Source organism: Paraburkholderia steynii (genome assembly GCF_900100565.1).
GTDB lineage: Bacteria > Pseudomonadota > Gammaproteobacteria > Burkholderiales > Burkholderiaceae > Paraburkholderia > Paraburkholderia terrae.
The window spans coordinates 119316-139399 of sequence record NZ_FNDI01000001.1; the positions used below are offsets into that span (position 1 = coordinate 119316).

The window sequence follows — 20084 nt, forward strand, 5'->3', positions numbered from 1 at the left end:
GATGACGGCGCGTTAATCTCATCGTACTGCGTGATATTCGCGTTCGTTGCATGCTCAACGAGCTGCGCTAAAAACTCGGCTCGATATTTCGATGGCATCCGCGATTTGGCTTCGTGCTTTATGCGTTGTCACTGTACTTTTGGCTTTTTCGCTGGCATCCGCGATATGACCTCCCCCTTCACGTGTCGCCCCTGTGCGGGGCGGCACTTACTTTCTTTGCAGCAGCAAAGAAAGCGGCCTAGCACCGCCAGTTCCTGTTATTGCCTGCGGGCCCCCAACCGTTCATATGCTTCATACGGCAACGCGCCAGTCTGCGCCCGTTGCCAACGCTACGAATGGGTGCCTCACCTGCTTCAATCGCCCGTAGCTCAGCCAACGGCAGCGAAGCGTGACTGCAGCCCAGGTGGCAAACTGTGTGTAGGTCATAGTGCTCCACACCTCGGCGTTCTTGCCAGAAGCACCGACCTTGCATTTCAGTCCGGAGTGGTGCGCATCAGCCGAAAAAGCCTGCACACAGTTTGCCACCTAGGCGGCGGTGGACTGTCTGGCACGGTGTGCCGCGACGCGGGCACAAGAAGCGGGTGAGGTGTACAGAGAGAACGTTGGCAACGGGCGCAGACTGGCGCGTTGCCGCGTGAAGCGTGGGGACGTTGGGGGCCCGTGGATAAGAACACGGGCTGGCGGTGTGAGCCGCTTTCTTTTGCCTACTTTTCTTTGCGGCGGCAAAGAAAAGTAGGTGCCGCCCCGCACAGGGGCGACGCGTGAAGCACGAAGGCATAGCGCGGATGCCAGCTCAAAAACAAAAACCAACCACCAATGCTTGCGCAGCAAAAAATCAAACGACAACCGCGTTCATCGCCTCTTCCGTCAACCACTGCGATTCGCGCAAATTCTGCTCGTTGAGATTGTGCCCGTCGCCACCACGATCCACGACGATGAAATCGCTCACCTCGCCCAATGCGAGCAGCGGATGATGCCACACGCCTTTCGCATAGTTCACGCCTTGCCAGCCGCTCGTCACGAACGCGCGAATCTTCGATTCATCCAGCTCGCCAGCAGGTGCAACGACAACCAGATAGGGCTTGTCATTCAACGGAATGAACGCTTGCGAGCCAAGCGGATGCCGCTCCATCATCGTGATTTCGAACGGCAGCGCGCGCGCCTGTCCACGAAACAGATTGACGAGCGTGCGGCCACCTTCGTCGGTGACGTCGACGTTCGCGAGATCGTGATAGCGGATCGTCGTGCCGAGATTGATCGGGATCTGCTTCGCGCCTTCCAGTTCGATCACGTCGCCGAACGGCGAGAACGCTTCGCGTGTCAGCGGTTCGATAGCGAGTGTCTTCATGATGCGAGCGTGCCCCACAGACGCAGGCGCGACACGCCACCATCCGGAATGATGTTGAAACGGATATGCGTGACGGGCCCGAGCGCCGCGATCTCGCTTTCGAAGAAGTGCTGCTTGTCCATCTGCAGCTTCTGCTCGCCGAGCAGCACGGGCCAGAACATCGCCTGCGTGATCAGCGAGCTGTCGGTGCCGCCCGTCACGTACGCGGCCTGAATCGAGCAGCGGTCGGGATAGTTGCCCTTGAAGTGTGCCGTATCGACTTCGATCTTCTTGATGACGCCCGGTTGCGCGAGCGCGACGATCGCCCAGTCGTTGCCCGGCTCGCGGCGGCGGCGCGTTTCCCAGCCGTCGCCCATGTTGACGCCGCGGCCCGGCATCAGCAGCGTCGACGCGGCGCCGAAGTGCTGGTTGTTCGCGCCGACCAGATACGCGCCGTTTTCCATCGCGGCGAGGTCGAACAGATCGGTGCGGCTCGCGCCCGCCCAATCGACCTGCGGCTGGCCGTACACGCGCAGACGCGCGATGCCGCCGTCCGGATAGATGTTCACGCGCAGGTGCGTGTACGCGTTCGTGTCGCCCACTTCGAGATAGTGGTGGCTGTTGCCTTGCAATGTGGTCGACGGCACAATCTCGGTCCATTGCGTCGACTGGTTCGGCGCGCCGTCCACCACACGCGCCGCTTCCACCGATGCCGCCGGCGGGAAGTTGCCCGTGAAGTGGCTGGTATCGAGATCGAGGCCCTTGATGACGCCCGGACGCGCGAGCTTCACGACGCACCAGTCGTAGCCTGTGGTGCGCTTGCGGCGCGTTTCCCAGCCGTCCATCCACTTGCCGTGCTCGTCGTACTTGCCCGGAATGAAGACGGCCGGCTCCGGATTCAGCATGCGGTCTTTCGGCGCGAAGAAATCGTCGCTGGCTTCGAGCGCCTGTGCGCCAAGACGCGGGTCCGCGAGGTTCACGAAACGGCGCGTGAAGTCGGGTGCGTTGGGATCGAGAATCGGGAGTGCCATCGTTGTCTTCCTTGCTGTCGGGTTGTTGCTTTGTGAGTGCGTGTCTGTGTAACGACGATCAGCGACGATTACGCGCTGATCAGATCGTCGAGACGAAAACGCGCAATGCGATAGATCTGGTCGAGGCTCGCACGCAGTTCGTCGGCGCGGCTGTTGTGTACGCGCGCTTCGAAGTTCGCGATGATGCCGTGCCGGTCATAGCCGCGCACGGCGAGAATGAACGGAAAGCCGAACTTCTCTCGATACGCCGCGTTCAGGCTCAGCAACCTGTCGAACTCTTCCTGCGTGCATTGACCGAGACCGGCGCCGCTTTGCTCGCGCGTCGATTCGGCCGTCAGTTCGCCGCGCACGGCCGCCTTGCCCGCAAGCTCCGGGTGAGCGTTGATCAGCGCAAGCTGCTTCGCTTCGCCGGCGGTTTCCACGGCGTTCGACATCGTCTTGTGCAACGCGTCGATGCTCGCGTACGGTCGCTGCGCGGCGGCCACTTCGGCGACCCACGGCGAATGCTCGAAGATGCCCGATAGCGCCGCGACGAACGCGTCGGTCGAGATGCTGTTGAGTTGGTCCAGTGTGTATTGCATCGCCTTCATGCCGCAGCCCCGCGGTTGTCCTGTTGTTGATAAGGATGATGCTCGCGCCAGTGACGCGCGATATCGACACGCCGTGTCACCCAGACGCGCTCGTGCTTTTCGATGTGGTCGAGAAAACGCTGCAGCGCGCGCATCCGCCCAGGGCGGCCGAGCAGGCGGCAGTGCATGCCGATCGACAGCATCTTCGGCGCTTCGTCGCCCTCTTCGTACAGCACGTCGAATGCGTCGCGCAGATACGTGAAGAAATGGTCCGCCGTGTTGAAACCTTGCGGCGTGGCGAAGCGCATGTCGTTGGTGTCTAGCGTGTACGGCACGATCAGTTGCGGCACTTTTGTGCCGCCCGTCGTTTCAACGTCCATCCAGAACGGCAGATCGTCGCCATAGTTATCGGAGTCGTACAGAAAGCCGCCGTATTCGGCGACCAGCCGATGCGTATTGGGACTGTCGCGGCCCGTGTACCAGCCGAGCGGCCGCTGGCCCGTCACGCGTTCGATCGCTTCCATGCCGAGGCGCATATGCTCGGCTTCACGCTCGGGCGACATGTCCTGATAGTGAATCCAGCGATAGCCATGACAGGCGATCTCATGGCCCAGCTCGACGAAAGCGCGCGCGAGCTCCGGATGCCGCTCGATCGCCATGCCGACGCCGAACACCGTCAGCGGCAGGCCGCGCTTCTCGAACTCGCGCAGGATGCGCCACACGCCCGCGCGCGAGCCGTATTCGTAGATCGACTCCATGCTCATGTGCCGCGCCGGATACGACGCCGCGCCGACGATCTCCGACAGGAACTGTTCCGAGCCGGGATCGCCGTGCAGCACGCAGTTCTCGCCGCCCTCTTCGTAGTTGAGAACGAACTGGACCGCGACGCGCGCGCGTCCTGGCCAGTTTGCCTGCACGGGGTGGCGGCCGTAGCCGATCAGGTCGCGCGGATAGTTCGGGTCGAATGACATGATGTGAATGGCGCAGCGGTTGACGTGAGCGTTGACAGGTACGCGCCGGCGGACGTCGTAAAAGCGGAAACACACGCTACGGCAAGGCCGGCAGGGTTGAACCAGTGTAGCGAAAACACCCGGGTGCGCCCATACACCCGGGCAGATAGTGCATGTCAGACTGAGTGTATGTGCGGTGCAATATCGGCGGCGGGGTCGGCGCGCAATGCACTCGAGTTCACCCGCAGCAGCGCTTCCCCGGCGGCTTGCTGGGCGGCGGGCGCCGCCGCTGGCTGCTCGCCCGTCGGGCTGAAGCGCGCAAAATCGCCGTCATAGCGCTTGGCAAGCGGACGCGCGTAGTCGCCCCGCTTGGCCGTGGCCAGCCGCAGCGAAACCAGCGCTTCGACCCACTTCACAGCCGCCGTCACGCCTTCGACGACGGGCGCGCCCAGCGCATCCTCGATCTCCCGGCACAGCTCGGCCATTCCTGCGCAGCCGAGCACGATCGCGTCCGATCCGTCCTCGTCGAGCGCGCGGCGGCATTCGTCGAGAATGATGCGCCGCGCGGACGAGCCCGGCTGATCGAGTTCGAGCACGGCGACGTCGGTTGCACGCACGTTGCGGCAGAACCGCTTCACGCCGTAGCGCTCGGCCAGATGCCAGGCCATACCGCAGGTCCGCGAGAGCGTCGTCACCACCGAGAAACCCGGCGCCAGCACGCTCGCCGCATGCATCGCCGCTTCCGCGATGCCGATCACCGGGCCGCGCGCCAGTTCGCGCGCCGCATAGAGACCAGGATCGCCGAAACACGCAATCACATAACCATCGAAGCCGTCTCGCTCGCCCGCTTCGATTTCCGCGAGCAGCCCCGGCGTGGCGAGCGCCTCGTCGTAATAGCCTTCGATCGACGGCGGGCCCATCGTCGGGCTCACTGCCACCAGCTCCGTTCCCGGCGCCACGACGTCGCGCGCACAACGGCCCATGGCTTCCGTCATCCGTTGCGTCGTGTTCGGGTTGATCAGTTTGATACGCATGTCGACTCCTTTGTCGACCGGAGTTGGCGCTTTAGCGCTTACTCCGGTCCCATGCAAGATATTGCTTGCATCCTTTGATGAACTTTCATGCACCGCGCAGCAGATCGCGAGCCAATACACTGTAGAACACTGCACCGAGGCCGGCACCGATGAACCACGAGAAGTTCGCGAGACCGTTCAGCGACGGCACCATCACGCAGATCACCGCGATCACTGCAGCCGGCAGCAAGGCGCCGACTGCACGATAGTTCACGCCATTGCGATACCAGTACGAACCCTTTTCCGACACCGTGTACAGATCGTCGAGCACGATTTTCTGACGCTTCACGAGGAAGAAGTCGATGATCAGGATGCCGTACAAAGGTCCGATGAAGCTGCCGAGCACGTCGAGCGTGTAGTGGATGACAGCCGGGTTGTTGAACAGGTTCCACGGCGTGATGAAAATCGATGCCACTGCAGCCAACATGCCGCCTGCACGCCAGCTGATGAGCTTCGGCGCCACGTTCGAGAAGTCGAATGCAGGCGACACAAAGTTCGCGACGATGTTGATGCCGATGGTCGCAATCGTGAACGTCAGAGCACCGAGGATCACGGCCGTCGGGTAATCGATACGGCCCACTGTTTCGACGGGATCGGTAATGAGTTCGCCGAACACGGGCAGCGTCGCAGCCGTCGTGACGACCGTCACCAGCGAGAACGCGAGGAAGTTGACGGGCAGGCCCCAGAAGTTGCCGCGCTTGACGCTGCGAAAGCTCTTGCCGTAGCGCGAGAAGTCACCGAAGTTCAGCATCGGGCCGGAGAAGTACGACACCACCAGCGAGATCGCCGTGATCATCACCGGGATCACTTCCATGCCGTGATACTTCACGCCGCCCAGGTTGATGCCGATGTTCTTCCAGCCCGCACGCCAGATCATGTAGCCGGCAAGAATGAACATCACCACGTACACGGCAGGACCGGCGAAGTCGATGAACTTCTTGATCGTCTCCATGCCGTTCCAGAACACGAGTGCCTGCAGCACCCACAGCAACATGAAGCCAGCCCAGCCGATCGTCGACAGGCCCATGAAGCCGTGATGATGCACATCCGCGTAGGGCAGCAGTTGTGGGAAGAACTTGAGCACGACGATCACCAGCGCGCTCGACGCAAGGTACGTCTGAATGCCATACCATGCAACCGCAATCAGGCCGCGGATCACGGCGGGAACGTTGGCGCCCAGCACGCCGAAGGTCGCGCGGCACGCGACGGGATACGGCACGCCGTTCTGCTGGCTCGGCTTGGCGATCATGTTGCACAGCACGTTGACGAATGTAATGCCGACGAGCAGCGCGATCAGCACCTGCCAGCTCGTCAGCCCGAGCGCGAAGAGACTCCCCGCGAACACGTAACCGCCGACGCTGTGTACGTCCGACATCCAGAACGCGAAGATGTTATACGCGCCCCACGTCTGATGCTTCAACGGCGCGAGGTCTTCGTTGTACAGGCGTTCGCTGTAGCCTGCGGGCACCGCGTGAGCGCCTTGTCCGCTGCTTTCGTAATCGGGGATTGCCGAACTATCCGGTGCTGCACTGAACTGAGCCATGGATTCCTCCTAAGATGGGAACGCCGACGGGAATCGACGAGCATTGCATCGTGTATGCCAGGCGCACGACCGGCTCACTATGTGGCTGGCGCGTATGCGCATCGCTTACAGGTTGCCGCGGATGTCTCCGTACTTACGTACTTGTTTTGATGACCCTGCAGGCTTTCCGCGAACGCCTGCAAGGCTTCGCCGTGTGAGCGTGGCCCGCCTGATGGGCGTCCCTCGCTGTACGGTCTTTCGGTCTCGGTACACGCCGGGTGCGGCGTGTATCGGATGTGATAGCGATCGACCTTTGGGTCGACTTTCTGGTCAAGCTCCGTTCACTTCAGTGCAGCGCGCACCGCCAGCGAGCGCGGGCGTGCGTCAGGCTTGCACTTCGACAATCGGCAATCGACAACCGCCAGTCAGCCGGCTGCGGCCCTGGGCGCGCGCATGCCGAACACTTCGTGCAGATCGGTCCCACCGCTAGCCGGCCGATCCAGCATCTTCAACTCGACGCTCTGCAAGTGACGCGACATCAGCGCGCCTGCTGTCTTTGCATCGCCGGCGTCGAGCGCGGCGAGAATCGCTTCGTGGTCTTCGAACGAACACGGGCTGCGGCCCAGCGATTCGTACAGTGCCGAGATCAGCGTCGAGCGCGCGACCAGTCCGTTCAGGCAATTGCACAGCACCGTATTGCCCGTCAGCGACGCGAGCTCCGTATGGAACTCGCCCGACAGCCTGATCCACGCCGGAAAGTCGCGCGATTCGAACGCCTTGCGCTCCCGCGCGATCATCCCGCCGATGCTCTTCAACCGCCGCGAGCCCTGGCTCGCGCAAATCTTGTCGACGACGGCCAGTTCGATGATCCGGCGCATCTCGAACACTTCATGCACTTCCTGCAGCGACGGACTTGCGACAAACGCACCGCGGTTCGGCTCCAGATCGACGAGGTGGTCGGTGGACAGCAGAGCCAGTGCCTGACGGATCGGTCCGCGCTTGACGCCGAATACTTCGCACAACTGGGCTTCCGTCAATTTCGCGCCAGGCGCGAGCCGATGCTCGAGGATCGCGGCGCGAATACGCTCGGCGATCGCTTCGGGTTTCGTGCTGCTCGCGGTGACGTTGTGTGTGTCGGACATGATGGGCGTGCTGTTATGTGGTCCATCTTAGGACGGACATAAATATTGTCAACAATTTTGAGAGCGAATTTACGACAATTCTGGTTTGGACTGACGTGCTCAAAACTAACCCAAACGCTACGAAAGCCTTATCAGCGCTTGATTTCAGACCATACGCGCGGTCCGATCGCCACCTTCCTTGCAGACTATTTTGTCAACAAAATCCGGCTACGCGTGGTCGCACTTGTACTTGGAGGCATCAAACGAACCAGACAGTTAGTTGCATTAGACGATCAAAAACAAAGGCGAGTTGCCTCGCCTTCGCCGGATATGAACCAGGGACCCAACCGTCATTCGAGCACGGGATGCCCTGAAACGGTCAGCTTGAACCCGCGAGCGCCCGCGACGAGACGCGCTTCGGCGCCGACGGGCAGCGTCACCATATCGGGAATATGGCCGAACTGCAGGCCCGTCACGATCGGAATGCCGACTACCGACCTCACCTGCTCGACCATCGCGCGCAGATCGTAGCCGTTGTCGTAGTCGAATGCCTTGCCGCCCGAGAAATCGCCGAGCACGAGCGCCTGTTGACGCTCGAGAATGCCCGCCAGATGCAACTGATAGATCAGCCGCTCGATCCGGAATGGTTGCTCGTTCACGTCCTCGACGAACAGGATGCCGCCTTCCACAGGCGGCATGTACGGCGAGCCGACCAGCGATGCGATCACAGCCAGATTGCCGCCCCACAGCGTGCCCGTCACGTCGATGGTTTGCGGTTGGGGAGCCGTGCTGGAAACCGTGAACGTCTCCGAAGTCAGCGCGTTCCAGAAATGCTTCATCGTGAAATCGCTGACGCTTTCGGCGCCGAAGTCGACGGCGAGCATCGGGCCGCCAAACGTCTTCACGTTCGCCTGCGACAGCAGCGCAAGCTGCAGTGCCGTGAAATCGCTGTGTCCACAGAAGGCGATCGGCTGGTCGCCTAGGCGGCGCTGCAGGCCGCGATAGTCGAGCCCATGCAGGATACGCACTGCGCCGTAGCCGCCGCGCACGGCGAGCACGATATCCGGCAGTTCGCGCGATGGATCCGCGAGGCGATTGAGTTCCGCCGCGCGCTCGCCATCCGTGCCGGCGAACCGCTGATAGCGCCGCTGTGTCGCGTTGACGTTCTCCACGTGATGCCCTTGCGCACGCAAGCGCTTCAACGCGAGATGAACCGCGTTCGGATCGTGCGGATAGCCGGAAGGCGCGATCAGTTCGATGGTGCGGTGCTTGGCCATATGAAGTGGCAAGTCAGAGGGTCTGATTGGTATCCGGACGCGGATCGGCCGCATCCGATGCGTTGTTCAATGCGGCCGCCGCCCGCGCTTCCCGCGCAGCGCGCCGGCGGTCGGCGAAAAACGAGCGCAACGCAGCGCCGCACGCCTCTTCGAGCACGCCGCCCGTCACTGTCGTGTGATGGTTCAGTTGCGGATTCGCGAATGCATCGACGACGCTGCCGCAGGCGCCCGTCTTCGGATCGCGCGCGCCGAACACGACGCGTGCGATGCGCGCGTGCATGATCGCGCCCGCGCACATCAGGCAAGGCTCCAGCGTGACATAGAGTTCGCAGCCCGGCAGCCGGTAATTTTCGAGCTTTTGCGCGGCGGCGCGCAGCGCGGCCATTTCGGCGTGCGCGGAAGGATCGTGACCGCCGATCGGATGATTGAAGCCCTTCGCGATCACTTCGTCGCCACGGACCAGCACCGCGCCGACAGGCACCTCGCCGACGGCACGCGCCTCTTCGGCGGCAGCCTGCGCGAGCGCCATGAAGCGGCGATCGCGTTCGGTAATGGGGGCGGGTTCGGGCGCGGGAGTGTCGGTAGCAGCGTTCGTTTCGTTCGCGACGCTGACGTCCGAGCAGGACGGGATGATCAAATCTTCAGACGAAATGGAAACGGCAGACGGCAAAACAGCCGGATCGACGCCGGGGTTCACGCCGGCCCCGCGTCGGCGGTCGGCTCTTCCGCGACGCGCTCGTACAGGCGCTCCGCGATCCGGCGACAGTACTCGCGCGGCATGACGAGCGGCCCGCCGCGCAGCGATTCCAGTGCCATATCGAGGGCCAGCATCTTCGCTTGCAGCCTGCAGCGGCTGCTGCGGTCGCTGACGGCATCCAGCTCGTTCTGCAGGTCGCGCAGCGCCCGCAGTTGTTCGACGGCGGGCGGCACGAAGCCCGCATTCTTCAGAATGCGGTTCGCTACTCGAACTTCCTCGGGCACCAGGGCGTCGTCATCGAGAACCTGCGGCGCGCCGGTTCCCGGCAAATAATCGAACTCGCCCCGCGCAGCCGCGGCGGCAATCCGTTGTTCGACAAGTGCATCAAGCAATTTCATTTGCAGTCCACTACGTTGCGGCTCTGGCATTTTATCAGGACGCTGAGAAATGGATTTGTCAGACGCCTAGAGGACACACCCAGGATTAGGATTAGTCGTATGGGCTGGCATTCCAGGCCGAGATATGGTTGTCGGTTTTTCAGCGCTTCCGGCTCCGTCATGTCCCATCGAAATTTCACTCCCGCCATCGTCTCAATTCACCCAAAGCTCGCCACCACACGCGGCTCGCGGATGCCAGGCGCAAATCGCCGCCGCGTCGTCTCGTTCGCGAGGGTGTTTGTAACGGGCGTCGCACTGTCGCTCGCGTTGTCCGGCTGCGGCGTGTTTTGCAACATCGGCGGCGGCAGCGGCGGAGTTGGCGGTAGCTGCGGCGTCGGCACCGGCTTTCGCTTCTGACTTCCTCGCTTTTTTCAGCCGCTTTTCCCACCCGCGCACCACTGTTTCACCAGGCGCTTTTATCGGACGCGCAATTTACACACTGTTACGCGGGCCGCGCATCACTAGCGATGCGCGTTTCCCTATACTCGTCGCGGTCCACACCTGGTGGCATCTCGACAATCACGTAACATGACCCACACCCGTTTTGCTCGCCCTCTCGTTCGAACTACGTTGATCGCGCTCTGCGTCACGCTGCCGCTCGCAGGCTGCGTTGTCCCTGGCAATTCGCCGTACGGCGCGAGCTATGGCTCGACCTACGCCACGCAACCGGCCTACGCACAACCGGCGCAACCGGTCTATGCGCAGCCTGGCTATGCGCAGCAGCCTCAGTATCAGCAGCCTTATCAACAGCCCTATCAGCAGCCGTATGCGCAACAGCCGCAGTATCAACAACCCGGCTACGATCAGCCCGATGAGCAAGACAATCAGGCTTACCAGCAGCCGCAACAGAGCTACGGATACGGCGAGCAATACGGCGTAGTTGCGTCGATCCAGCCGCTTGCGAATCCAGGCGCCGTGACGGCGGGTGGCGTCGCAGGCACCGTGATCGGTGCGGTTGTCGGCGGGGTGATCGGCAACCAGTTCGGGCGCGGCCATGGACGCGATGCGGCGACTGCGATCGGCGTGCTGGGCGGCGCCGTCGCGGGCAACCAGCTGGGTCAGCAGGCGGGCGCGTCGTCGCCGGGCGGCTACCGGGTTTCGGTGCAACTGAACGACGGCTCCGTACGCGCATTCGATGTCGGCTCGCCCGGCGACCTGCATCCTGGCGATCGCGTGCGTGTTGCGGGCAACCGGCTCGACCGCTATTAAGCCGTTCAAGCCATCACCAGGCCACGAACTCGACGCGCTCACGCATTGGTAGCACCGAGCGCTGCTTCGATCACAAGCAATCGAAGCAGCGCGACAACATTCACTCCGGCTCGACCGTTCTCCCCGGTTCATAAAACATCGCGAACAGTTCGGACTGCGATCCGACGCCGAGCTTCGCGTAGATATGCTTCTTGTGTGCGCGCACCGTTTCGAACGAGATCGACAGTTTCTCCGCGATCGCGCGCGACGAGAATCCACTCAACGACAACATCGCCACTTCGATCTCGCGCGCAGTCAACGCGCCGCGCCCGTTCTTGCCAGTCAGCATCCCGAAGCGCGCATGCAGATCCGCCTCTTCGTTTCCGGTCGCGCGCGGCTCTTCTTCCCCAACGAACTTCTCGAAACGCAAGCGCTGCTGCATCAACGCGAGCACCCACGGCGAATACAGCGTGAGCAACGCGATCTCGCGCTCGTCGTAGCGGCTCGTCTTGCCGAGTGAAAAGCCCATCGTGTGATCGCGATCGATCACGACATTGAAATGCACCTCGTCGCCGACGATGTTCTTCTTGAAGTAACGCTGGTAGTACTCGGTCATCCGGAAGTTGTCGGGCGCGACGTCGGCGAGTGTGTAGAAGCCCGACGCCTGCGTTTCGAACGTGGCGAGATAAAACGGATCGAGCTGATAGAGCGCGGCCAGATAGTCCTGGAACATCAGGTCGATCTTGCCGTCGGGCATGGCCTGCTCGGCGAGCACGAGCGGCGCGGCATCGCGCTTGAAGCGCAACGCGACCCAGCTGTCGAAACCGACATGCCTTTCAAGCACACGCGTCAGGCGCGCCCAGAAATGCGGACCATCGAGGGCGTCGATGGCCGAGCCGATCTCCCGATGAAAAGCGAGATCTCGCCATTCGAAGTCCATCGTGTCCTCCGGTGAGGGTAACCCTCGTGGGTAATTTCAGGACAAAAATAATACCCTGATAATCCGCCTCAATACGAGAAGCGGGCGACGTACGCACTGTTCCGCGCGGCACAAAAATCGCAGGAAACACGGATGCGCAACGCACATTGCGCACCGCTGAAAGGCATCTGGAAGGAGGCAACACCATGCAGGTAGAACTGGCGCAACTCGCGCTGATCGACAGCGACGTCGCGCACAACACGCGCAAGGTCGTCGAGACAATCGGACGCGCCGACACAGCGGGCGGCACGAAGCTGATCGTGTTCCCCGAAACCACGCTGTCGGGTTTTCCGACGCGCGAGAACATCGCCGACGTCGCGCAGACGCTCGATGGCCCCGCGCTGACCGCGGTTCGCGACGCCGCCCGGCAAAAGGGTGTCGCCGTCGCAGTGGGCCTCGCCGAACGCGACGGCAACCAGTTCTACAACACGACGGTGCTCGTCGACGAACGCGGCGACATCGCGCTGCGCTATCGCAAGACGCATCTGTGGGCATCGGATGTAGGCGTGTTCACGCCCGGCGACCGCTTCGAAACCTGCATGTGGAATGGCCTCACCGTGGGCCTGCTGATCTGCTACGACATCGAATTTCCCGAATCGGCGCGTGCCGTCGCGGCGCTCGACGCCGATCTGCTGATCGTCACCAACGGCAACATGGACCCGTTCGGCCCCGTGCATCGCCGCGCGATCCAGGCACGCGCAATGGAAAACCAGATGTTCGCGCTGATGGTGAACCGCTGCGGTTCCGGCGACGACAACCTGACCTTCCCCGGCCTCTCCGCGCTGATCGATCCGTTCGGAGAAACGGTACTCGAACTGGGCGGCGAAGAAACGGTGACGAAGGCGACCGTCGATTTCAAACGGCTCGAAGCGAGCCGAGAGCACTACAACTATCTGCACGATGCACGCGTGCCGCTCGGCCTCGTGCCTGTCGAACAGTCGAATGGCCATCGCGCGCTGATGGTCGAAGCGCGCCGCCGCCGCAGCGACTGAACGCTTTTCAGCAGTCTGTCCGGGATGCACCGCACGGGGCCGAGCGCGCCCTGCGCGGGTGCGCCCACGCCCGTCGAAATGCCAGCCATAGGCACCATAAGGCATCCAGAAGACATCCATATCGGCCATCGCTCTCGGCCTGGCTTTAGGAGAAATCATGCAAGCGTCGTCATCCCATGAACCGTCGCATCTGAAGCGCACGCTCGGCTTGCCGTCCGTGCTGCTGTTCGGTCTCGCCTACATGGCGCCGCTGATCGTCTACGGCACCTACGGCGTGCTCGCCAAAGCCAGCGACGACACGGCCGCCCTCGCCTATCTGCTCGCGCTGATCGCGATCGCGTTCACCGCGCTCAGCTATGGCAAGCTCGCGCGGCTCTTCCCCGTCGCCGGCTCGGCGTACACGTACACGCGCAAGACCTTCAACGCGCACCTGGGCTTCCTGATCGGCTGGGCGACGCTGCTCGACTATTTCTTCCTGCCGATGGTGATCTGGCTGATCGGCGCCGCGTATCTGAACGCGGCGTTTCCGCATGTGCCGTCGTGGATCTGGATCGTCGCATTCATCGTGCTGACGAGCGGCCTGAACATCGTCGGGATCGAACTGGCCGCGCGCTTCAACATCGTGCTGATGGTCGTGCAACTGGCGATCGTCGCGATGTTCGTCGCGCTGTGCTGGCACTATGCGTCGGCGGCGGCTGGCCCGGGTGGAATCGCGATGGCCGAACCGTTCTTCAAGCCGCATGTGCCGCTCGGCGCAACGATGGCGGGCGCCGCGATCGCCGCGTATTCGTATCTCGGCTTCGATGCCGTGTCGACACTGACGGAAGAAACCATCGATCCGAAGAAGAACATGCCGCGCGCAATCCTGCTGATCGCGCTGATCGGCGGCGCGATCTTCGTGATCGCTGCGTACACGATGCAGCTGGCGCACCCCGGCGTCGAGTTCAAGGACACGGATTCGGCCGCGTTCGAAGTCGCGAAGATGATCGGCGGCGATATCTTCGTGACCGTGTTTCTCGCGGGTCTGATTCTCGCGCAGTTCGCGTCGGGTATTTCGGCACAGGCGAGCGTCGGCCGCTTGCTGTACGCGATGGGCCGCGATGAAATCCTGCCGAAACGCTTCTTCGGCTATATCCATCCGCGCTTCAAGACGCCGGCGATCAATATCGCGATCGCGGGCATCGTCGGGCTGATTGCGCTGAAGCTCGATGTGGCGACGTCGACGTCGTTCATTAATTTCGGCGCGTTCCTCGCATTCACGGCCGTCAACCTGTGCGTGATCCGTCTGTATCTGTCGGGCAATCATGGCGAGCGCAAGATCGGCGTGTTCGGCGGGCTGGTGTTTCCGCTGATCGGCGCAGTGGCCGATATCTGGCTGCTCGCGAGCCTCGAAAAGACGGCGCTCATGCTCGGCGCGGTGTGGTTCGTACTGGGTATCGCGTATCTGTGCTGGATCACGCGTCTGTTCCGCCAGGCACCGCCTGAAGTGGCGATCTGAGCGGATAGCGGAATACGCGATTCGCCGTGGCGGATCGTGTTCGAGAAAACGCGGTGCATTGTATGCGCCGCGTTTTGCTTTTATGCGTGTGTTGGAAATTCGGCTTCCAGCGCGTCGATCAAATTCGATAGCACGTCGACCCAGTTGCCGCGCTCCGACTGGTTGAAGATCCGCATGCCCGGATACCACGGGCTATCAGTGCGCTCACGCAGCCACCGCCAGCATCCCGCGTAGCGATTGAGCAGCCACACGCGCTTGCCCATCGCCGCGGCGAGATGCGCAACCGATGTATCGACGGCGATCACCAGATCGAGTGGTTCGACGAGCGCCGCCGTGTCGGCGAAATCCGCGATCTCGTTCATCCAGTCGGTCACGTTCGGACGCGGCGCCGCAGTGAGTTCCTTCGAAGCATCGTCCGCTTTCTGCAAGCTGATCCACTGCGCGCGCGGCCATGCGAGAAGCCGCTCGACCTGCGCAGGCGCGATGCTGCGCATCCTGTCCATATGCGCGTTGATTTTGCCGCCCGCCCACACGATGCCGATGCGTGGCACGCGTTGCGGCGCGATAGCCGCGAGACGCGCGCGCCAGTATGCGGCGCGCTGCGCATCGGCGCGCAGATAACGCGACGGCGCCGAGCCGAGGTTCTGCAAGCCGATTTCGAGCGCCATCGGCAGAGAGAGCATCGGCGAATAGCAGTCCCATTCGCTCCAGTCGGAGGGCACATCGTCCAGCAGTCGCAACTGCGGATAACGCTCGCCAAACGAATCCTCGAAAAGCCGCCGCAGCGGCTTCGGGCAGTTGAAGCCAACCGTAGCGAAACGGTCCAGCGCGAGTGGGAAAAAGCGGCTGAACTGCAACGCATCGCCGAGCCCCTGCTCGTACACGATGAACAGCCGTGCGTCCCGTTTCGACGAAGCTTCACCCAGCCACTGCGGCACGGGCCATTCAGCCGGCCGCGCACCACGCTCGCCGCGATTGTTGCCGAGCGCGGCCCAGCGGTATTCGAAATGCGGCCACGCTTCTTCGTATCGCCCGGCCGCGAGCATCATATGGCCGATATTGCTGCGCGCTTCGAGATTCGACGGATCGAGCTCATACGCGCGCCGGTGATGCACGATGGCCGCTTCGACATCGCCGAGCGCGTTCAGCACGAGCCCGAGGTTGTTGTGCGCGCCGGAGTGCGCCGGGTTCGTTTCGATCACGCTGCGATACGCGTGCTCTGCCGCTTCCATGTCATCGTTCAGTTGCAGCGCGACGCCGAGATTGAAGGCGAGAATCGATGTTTCGATCGACACGGACGGCTCGCTGCGCGCGAGATCGAGGCCGCGTTGCGCGCTCGCCGCACCCTCGGCGAGCGCGCCCGAGCGAATCTGAACGACGCTCAGGCTGTTGTAGAAAATGGGATCGGGCCGCACGCGCAGCGCGTGCTCGATCCAGTGCGCCGCGCCGCCCGGCTCTTTCGCTTCGAACGCAACGAGGCCGCGCAGATGTAGCGCGGCGGCGTGTTCTGGCTGCGCTTGCAGGACGGCGTCCAGATGCGCGCGCGCCGTACCGTGGTCGCCCGCGAAAAAGGCTTGCTCGGCTGCCGCGTAGCGCTGGTCGATATCTGGCTGGGATGTCATTCGATCATGTCCTTCACCGCGACAAAACTGAGGCTTCGAACCGTCGATACGTCGATTTGGCTCGGGGGCAGCAATGATGGCACTGCGCCGCCGGCGAGCTGTGAAGTTGTGTGAAGGCAGAAGCCGCCGCCGTGGTTCCGCTTATCCACTGAAAAATAGGACAAATCGGGGACAGCCGCCGCGTTTGCCACGATACGTGCCTTGTGGACGACACGCGACGGCGTAGAATACTGTACGCATATACAGTATCTCCGTCTGCCATGGAACTGCTCAAAAAGCTCGAAATACTCGCCGACGCCGCCAAGTACGACGCGTCGTGTGCGAGCAGCGGTGCGCCACAGCGCAGTTCGCGCGGCGCGGACGGGCTCGGCGCGAGCACGGGCGCGGGTATCTGCCACAGCTTCACGCCTGACGGCCGCTGCGTGTCGCTGCTGAAAATCCTGCTGACCAACTTCTGTCTGTACGACTGTCAGTATTGCGTGAACCGGCGCACGAGCAACGTGCCGCGCGCGCGTTTCACGCCCGAGGAAGTCGTGAGCCTCACACTCGACTTTTACCGGCGCAATTACATCGACGGGCTGTTTCTCAGTTCCGGCGTGATCCGCTCATCGAACTACACGATGGAGCAACTGGTGCGCGTCGCGCAGTCGTTGCGCGAGGAGCACCTGTTTCGCGGCTATATCCATCTGAAGACCATTCCCGATGCCGATCCGCAACTCATCGCGCTAGCGGGCCGTTACGCGGATCGCCTGAGCGTCAATATCGAACTGCCGACCGACATCAGTCTGGAACGGCTCGCGCCCGAGAAAAGCGCCCGCACGATCCGCCTCGCGATGGGCTCGATTCGCCTCGCCAGCGACGAAGCCGAGAGCGACGCGAAGGCGCCGCGCTTCTCGCCCGCTGGGCAAAGCACGCAGATGATCGTCGGCGCGGACGACACCAGCGACAGCACGATCCTGCAAACAGCCGAAACGCTGTACGGCTCGTACCGGCTCAAGCGCGTCTACTATTCCGCGTTCAGCCCGATTCCCGACAGTCCGACGGCGCTGCCGGCCAAGGCGCCGCCGCTGTTGCGCGAGCATCGTTTGTATCAGGCCGATTTTCTGCTGCGCGGCTACGGGTTTCGCGTCGACGAACTGTTCGACACACCCGGCAATCTCGCGCTCGATATCGATCCGAAGCTCGCGTGGGCGCTGAGTCATCGGGAGAGCTTTCCCGTCGATCTGAATCGCGCGAACGCACGCATGATCGCGCGCGTGCCGGGCATCGGCATGCGCAACGCCAAGCGTCTGGTGGAACTGCGGCGCTCGCGGCGCATCCGCTATCAGGATCTCGTGCAGTTGCGCTGTTCGATGGACAAGACACGGCCGTTCGTCGTGACAGCGGACTATCGCCCTGCGCACGCCGACGCGTCGACGCAGCGGTTACGTCACGCACTGACGCCGCCGCCGACGCAGTTGTCGCTGCTTTGACGCGGACACGAGCGCATGCAAGTCATCTCGATCGACGACAGCTATACGGCGTGGCGCGAAGCCGCGCTGCAGGCGCTAGCGAGCCGCATTGCGCCTGAGGATATCGACTGGCGTGTAGTTGGCGATGACGATCGCGCAACCACGCCCGCGTTGTTCGACGATCACGCGCCTGTGTCGAAGGCAACGACCGCTCCGGCCAATGTCCGCATTTCCCGCGAGCTCGGCGAACTGCTGAAGGACGCAGGGCTCTATCGCGACACGGCACGTTGGGCGTTCCTCTACCGCGTGCTCTGGCGATGGCATGACGGCGACCGCTCGGTCGCGTCCGCCGCCGATTGCGACGGCGCGCGCCTGTACAAGATGGCCAAGGCCGTACGGCGCGCGAAGCACGACATGATCGCGTATGTGCGCTTCCGGTTGCGCGAGCCCGGCAACGATGCGCCAGCGGCCGATCTGCCCGAGTACGTCGCGTGGTACGAGCCGGAGCACGATGTGCTCGCTTGGTCGGCCGAGCATTTCGCACGCCGCATGGGCCGCTCGACGTGGCTCATCTCGACGCCCGATAGCGCAGCATGGTCGAACGGCAGCGCGTTGCGGCTCGAACGCCGCCCGGCGTTATCCAGCGACCGCTGCAAGCACACCGCCGACGAATCCGAAGCGCTCTGGCTCGCCTACTACCGCAGCACGTTCAATCCCGCGCGCCTGAACGAGACGGCGCTCGAACAGCACATGCCCGTGCGCTTCTGGAAAGGCTTGCCCGAAGCGCACCTGATTCCGTCGATGATCAGCGAAGCGAAGAGCGGCGCGCAACGGGTCGCGCAGGCGCGCGGCGTCGGCGTGCTGGGCGGCAAGAGCGTGCCTGTCGATGCGCACAGCGCACAGCCGGCGCGTCAGCCGCCATCGACGCTCGACGCATGCCGGCGCTGCGAGCTATGGCGGCACGCGACGCAGGCCGTCGATGGCATCGGTCCAGACGATGCGCGCATCATGCTGATCGGCGAACAGCCCGGCGATCAGGAAGATCTCGCTGGCAAGCCGTTCGTCGGGCCAGCGGGCCAATTGCTCGATGTCGCGATCGAGCGCGCGGGGTTGCGGCGCGAGCATCTCTATCTGACCAACGCCGTCAAACACTTCAAGTGGATGCTGCGCGGCAAACGGCGCCTGCACAAGACAGCGGCGCAGCAGGAAATCGATGCGTGCGGTTACTGGCTCGAACGCGAACTGGAACGTGTGAAGCCTGCCGTCGTCGTCACGTTGGGCGCGTCTGCGTTGACCGCGCTGCTGCACGAGAAAGTCAGTTTGCGCGATTGGATCGACCGGCCGATCGATGTTGACGGGATGCAGGTGATCGCCACGTATCACCCGTCTTTCGCGTTGCGGCAGGAGAACGACGAGGCGCGCGAGCGCGTGCTGGACGCAATCGCTTCTGCATTGGCGCGGGCGCGCGATCTGGCCGACACGGAGCAGGAACGGCGGCAAGCATCGCGCTAGTGTTTCGTCCAGGAATGCGCGAGCATTCATCCATCCAATGGACGGATGACATGCGAACCCTTCTCCATACCTCGCGGCTGCGCCTCGAACCGTTCGACGAAGCCCATTTCGCGGGGCTTCTCGCGCTCAACTCCGATCCTGTCGTGATGAAATTTCTCGGCGACGGTTCGCCCGCGACGCCGACGGAAGTGCATCAGAGCATCGATTCGGCGAAGGCGCGCTGGGAGCGGTTCGGCTTTTCGTGGTGGTCGTTCATCAGGCACGACAGCGGCGAGATCATCGGCGCGGGGTGCTTGCAGCACATCGAAAATGAACCGGGCAATCCTGTGGAAGTCGGCTGGCGTTTGAAGCGCGATCACTGGGGACAAGGCTACGCGACGGAAGCGGCGCGCGCGATGATCGGATTCGCGTTTGACGAGCTTGGCCTCGCTGCTGTTTATGCGACGACACATCCGTCGAATGAAAGATCGATCAAGGTGATGAAGCGGCTTGGGATGCGGAGTGTCGGTTTGCAGCCGTGCTACGGGACGCTGGCGGCGACGTATGTGCTGGAGAAGGTATAGCCGCAGCTGTTATCTCAAAATTCGTCCTTGTCCTATGTCCGTCACTTTTAGGCGCCCCTATTCTTGAAACATCAACAGGGCGCCACTCAACACGATATGGACTGCGCCTGTTACCACCTTCATCGACAGGAGCGCATCATGTTCGTCTACTTCCTTCTCAGCCAGTTCAGCCAATGGCTTCGTTTCGTGGACAAGCCGCGTTGCGGCGCATTTCTCGCAGCATCCGTTGATATCGAAGAACTGGGCAAGAACGCACAACGATACGATCGGTAACT

20 protein-coding genes are annotated in these 20084 nt (G+C 62.7%); 8 read left to right on the forward strand and 12 right to left on the reverse strand.

From position 1 onward, the window contains the following. Positions 1-835 precede the first annotated feature (835 nt). The 10 genes from BLT65_RS00560 to BLT65_RS00605 all read right to left on the reverse strand — a co-directional run bounded on the left by BLT65_RS00560 (position 836) and on the right by BLT65_RS00605 (position 9965). Entirely contained in the window at positions 836-1348 is a 513-nt protein-coding gene (locus BLT65_RS00560; protein ID WP_091774023.1) for an ureidoglycolate lyase, read from the reverse strand. Beyond that, on the reverse strand, positions 1345-2358 hold the full coding sequence (gene alc / locus BLT65_RS00565) for an allantoicase (RefSeq protein ID WP_042313548.1): 1014 nt from the start codon (positions 2356-2358) through the stop codon (positions 1345-1347). The genes BLT65_RS00560 and alc overlap by 4 nt, the downstream gene beginning before the upstream one ends. 68 nt (positions 2359-2426) lie before the next feature. Continuing rightward, entirely contained in the window at positions 2427-2948 is a 522-nt protein-coding gene (uraD, locus tag BLT65_RS00570; protein ID WP_091774025.1) for a 2-oxo-4-hydroxy-4-carboxy-5-ureidoimidazoline decarboxylase, read from the reverse strand. Next, positions 2945-3898, reverse strand: coding sequence for an allantoinase PuuE (puuE, locus tag BLT65_RS00575; protein WP_091774027.1), 954 nt, complete (start codon positions 3896-3898; stop codon positions 2945-2947). The genes uraD and puuE overlap by 4 nt, the downstream gene beginning before the upstream one ends. Positions 3899-4053: 155 nt before the next feature. After that, a complete protein-coding gene (locus BLT65_RS00580) occupies positions 4054-4911 on the reverse strand; it encodes an aspartate/glutamate racemase family protein (RefSeq protein ID WP_091774029.1) in 858 nt (285 codons plus the stop codon). A gap of 85 nt (positions 4912-4996) precedes the next feature. Next, positions 4997-6493 carry an NCS1 family nucleobase:cation symporter-1 gene (locus tag BLT65_RS00585; RefSeq protein WP_091774031.1) on the reverse strand — a complete coding sequence of 499 codons (1497 nt, stop codon included), beginning with the start codon at positions 6491-6493 and terminating at the stop codon, positions 4997-4999. A 404-nt stretch (positions 6494-6897) separates the two neighbouring features. After that, on the reverse strand, positions 6898-7614 hold the full coding sequence (locus BLT65_RS00590) for a GntR family transcriptional regulator (RefSeq protein WP_091774034.1): 717 nt from the start codon (positions 7612-7614) through the stop codon (positions 6898-6900). A 329-nt stretch (positions 7615-7943) separates the two neighbouring features. Next, positions 7944-8870, reverse strand: a complete 927-nt coding sequence (ldcA, locus tag BLT65_RS00595; RefSeq protein ID WP_042313531.1) for a muramoyltetrapeptide carboxypeptidase — start codon at positions 8868-8870, stop codon at positions 7944-7946. A 13-nt stretch (positions 8871-8883) separates the two neighbouring features. Continuing rightward, positions 8884-9423 carry a tRNA adenosine(34) deaminase TadA gene (gene tadA, locus BLT65_RS00600; RefSeq protein WP_244186407.1) on the reverse strand — a complete coding sequence of 180 codons (540 nt, stop codon included), beginning with the start codon at positions 9421-9423 and terminating at the stop codon, positions 8884-8886. Positions 9424-9563: 140 nt separating this feature from the next. Further along, positions 9564-9965 (reverse strand): DnaJ family domain-containing protein, encoded by a 402-nt coding sequence (locus tag BLT65_RS00605; protein WP_091774038.1) that lies wholly within the window; start codon positions 9963-9965, stop codon positions 9564-9566. Positions 9966-10124: 159 nt separating this feature from the next. Between BLT65_RS00605 and BLT65_RS46275 the strand changes: the two genes are divergently transcribed. Beyond that, positions 10125-10361: a hypothetical protein gene (locus tag BLT65_RS46275; protein WP_143036459.1), complete on the forward strand. Its 237-nt coding sequence runs from the start codon at positions 10125-10127 to the stop codon at positions 10359-10361. A gap of 171 nt (positions 10362-10532) precedes the next feature. Further along, positions 10533-11213 carry an outer membrane lipoprotein gene (locus BLT65_RS00610; protein ID WP_091774040.1) on the forward strand — a complete coding sequence of 227 codons (681 nt, stop codon included), beginning with the start codon at positions 10533-10535 and terminating at the stop codon, positions 11211-11213. A 100-nt stretch (positions 11214-11313) separates the two neighbouring features. Here the strand turns inward: BLT65_RS00610 and BLT65_RS00615 are convergent, their stop codons facing one another. Then, positions 11314-12132 carry a response regulator transcription factor gene (locus BLT65_RS00615; RefSeq protein ID WP_091774042.1) on the reverse strand — a complete coding sequence of 273 codons (819 nt, stop codon included), beginning with the start codon at positions 12130-12132 and terminating at the stop codon, positions 11314-11316. Between the two features lie 185 nt (positions 12133-12317). On the opposite strand from BLT65_RS00615, the gene BLT65_RS00620 reads away from it, so the two are divergent. Together BLT65_RS00620 and BLT65_RS00625 are read left to right on the forward strand one after the other, a co-directional pair. After that, positions 12318-13163 carry a carbon-nitrogen hydrolase family protein gene (locus BLT65_RS00620; protein ID WP_091774044.1) on the forward strand — a complete coding sequence of 282 codons (846 nt, stop codon included), beginning with the start codon at positions 12318-12320 and terminating at the stop codon, positions 13161-13163. 157 nt (positions 13164-13320) lie between these two features. After that, a complete protein-coding gene (locus BLT65_RS00625; RefSeq protein ID WP_091774046.1) occupies positions 13321-14661 on the forward strand; it encodes an APC family permease in 1341 nt (446 codons plus the stop codon). Positions 14662-14741: 80 nt separating this feature from the next. On the opposite strand, the gene BLT65_RS00630 is transcribed toward BLT65_RS00625, so the two are convergent. Beyond that, on the reverse strand, positions 14742-16283 hold the full coding sequence (locus BLT65_RS00630) for a tetratricopeptide repeat protein (protein WP_091774048.1): 1542 nt from the start codon (positions 16281-16283) through the stop codon (positions 14742-14744). Positions 16284-16543: 260 nt separating this feature from the next. Between BLT65_RS00630 and BLT65_RS00635 the strand changes: the two genes are divergently transcribed. The 4 genes from BLT65_RS00635 to BLT65_RS48370 all read left to right on the forward strand — a co-directional run bounded on the left by BLT65_RS00635 (position 16544) and on the right by BLT65_RS48370 (position 20082). Further along, positions 16544-17755, forward strand: a complete 1212-nt coding sequence (locus BLT65_RS00635; RefSeq protein WP_091774050.1) for a putative DNA modification/repair radical SAM protein — start codon at positions 16544-16546, stop codon at positions 17753-17755. 15 nt (positions 17756-17770) lie between these two features. Beyond that, positions 17771-19246: a UdgX family uracil-DNA binding protein gene (locus BLT65_RS00640; protein WP_091774052.1), complete on the forward strand. Its 1476-nt coding sequence runs from the start codon at positions 17771-17773 to the stop codon at positions 19244-19246. A gap of 50 nt (positions 19247-19296) precedes the next feature. After that, on the forward strand, positions 19297-19809 hold the full coding sequence (locus tag BLT65_RS00645) for a GNAT family N-acetyltransferase (RefSeq protein ID WP_244186391.1): 513 nt from the start codon (positions 19297-19299) through the stop codon (positions 19807-19809). Between the two features lie 138 nt (positions 19810-19947). Beyond that, positions 19948-20082 carry a hypothetical protein gene (locus BLT65_RS48370; RefSeq protein ID WP_007750087.1) on the forward strand — a complete coding sequence of 45 codons (135 nt, stop codon included), beginning with the start codon at positions 19948-19950 and terminating at the stop codon, positions 20080-20082. Positions 20083-20084: the final 2 nt, after the last annotated feature.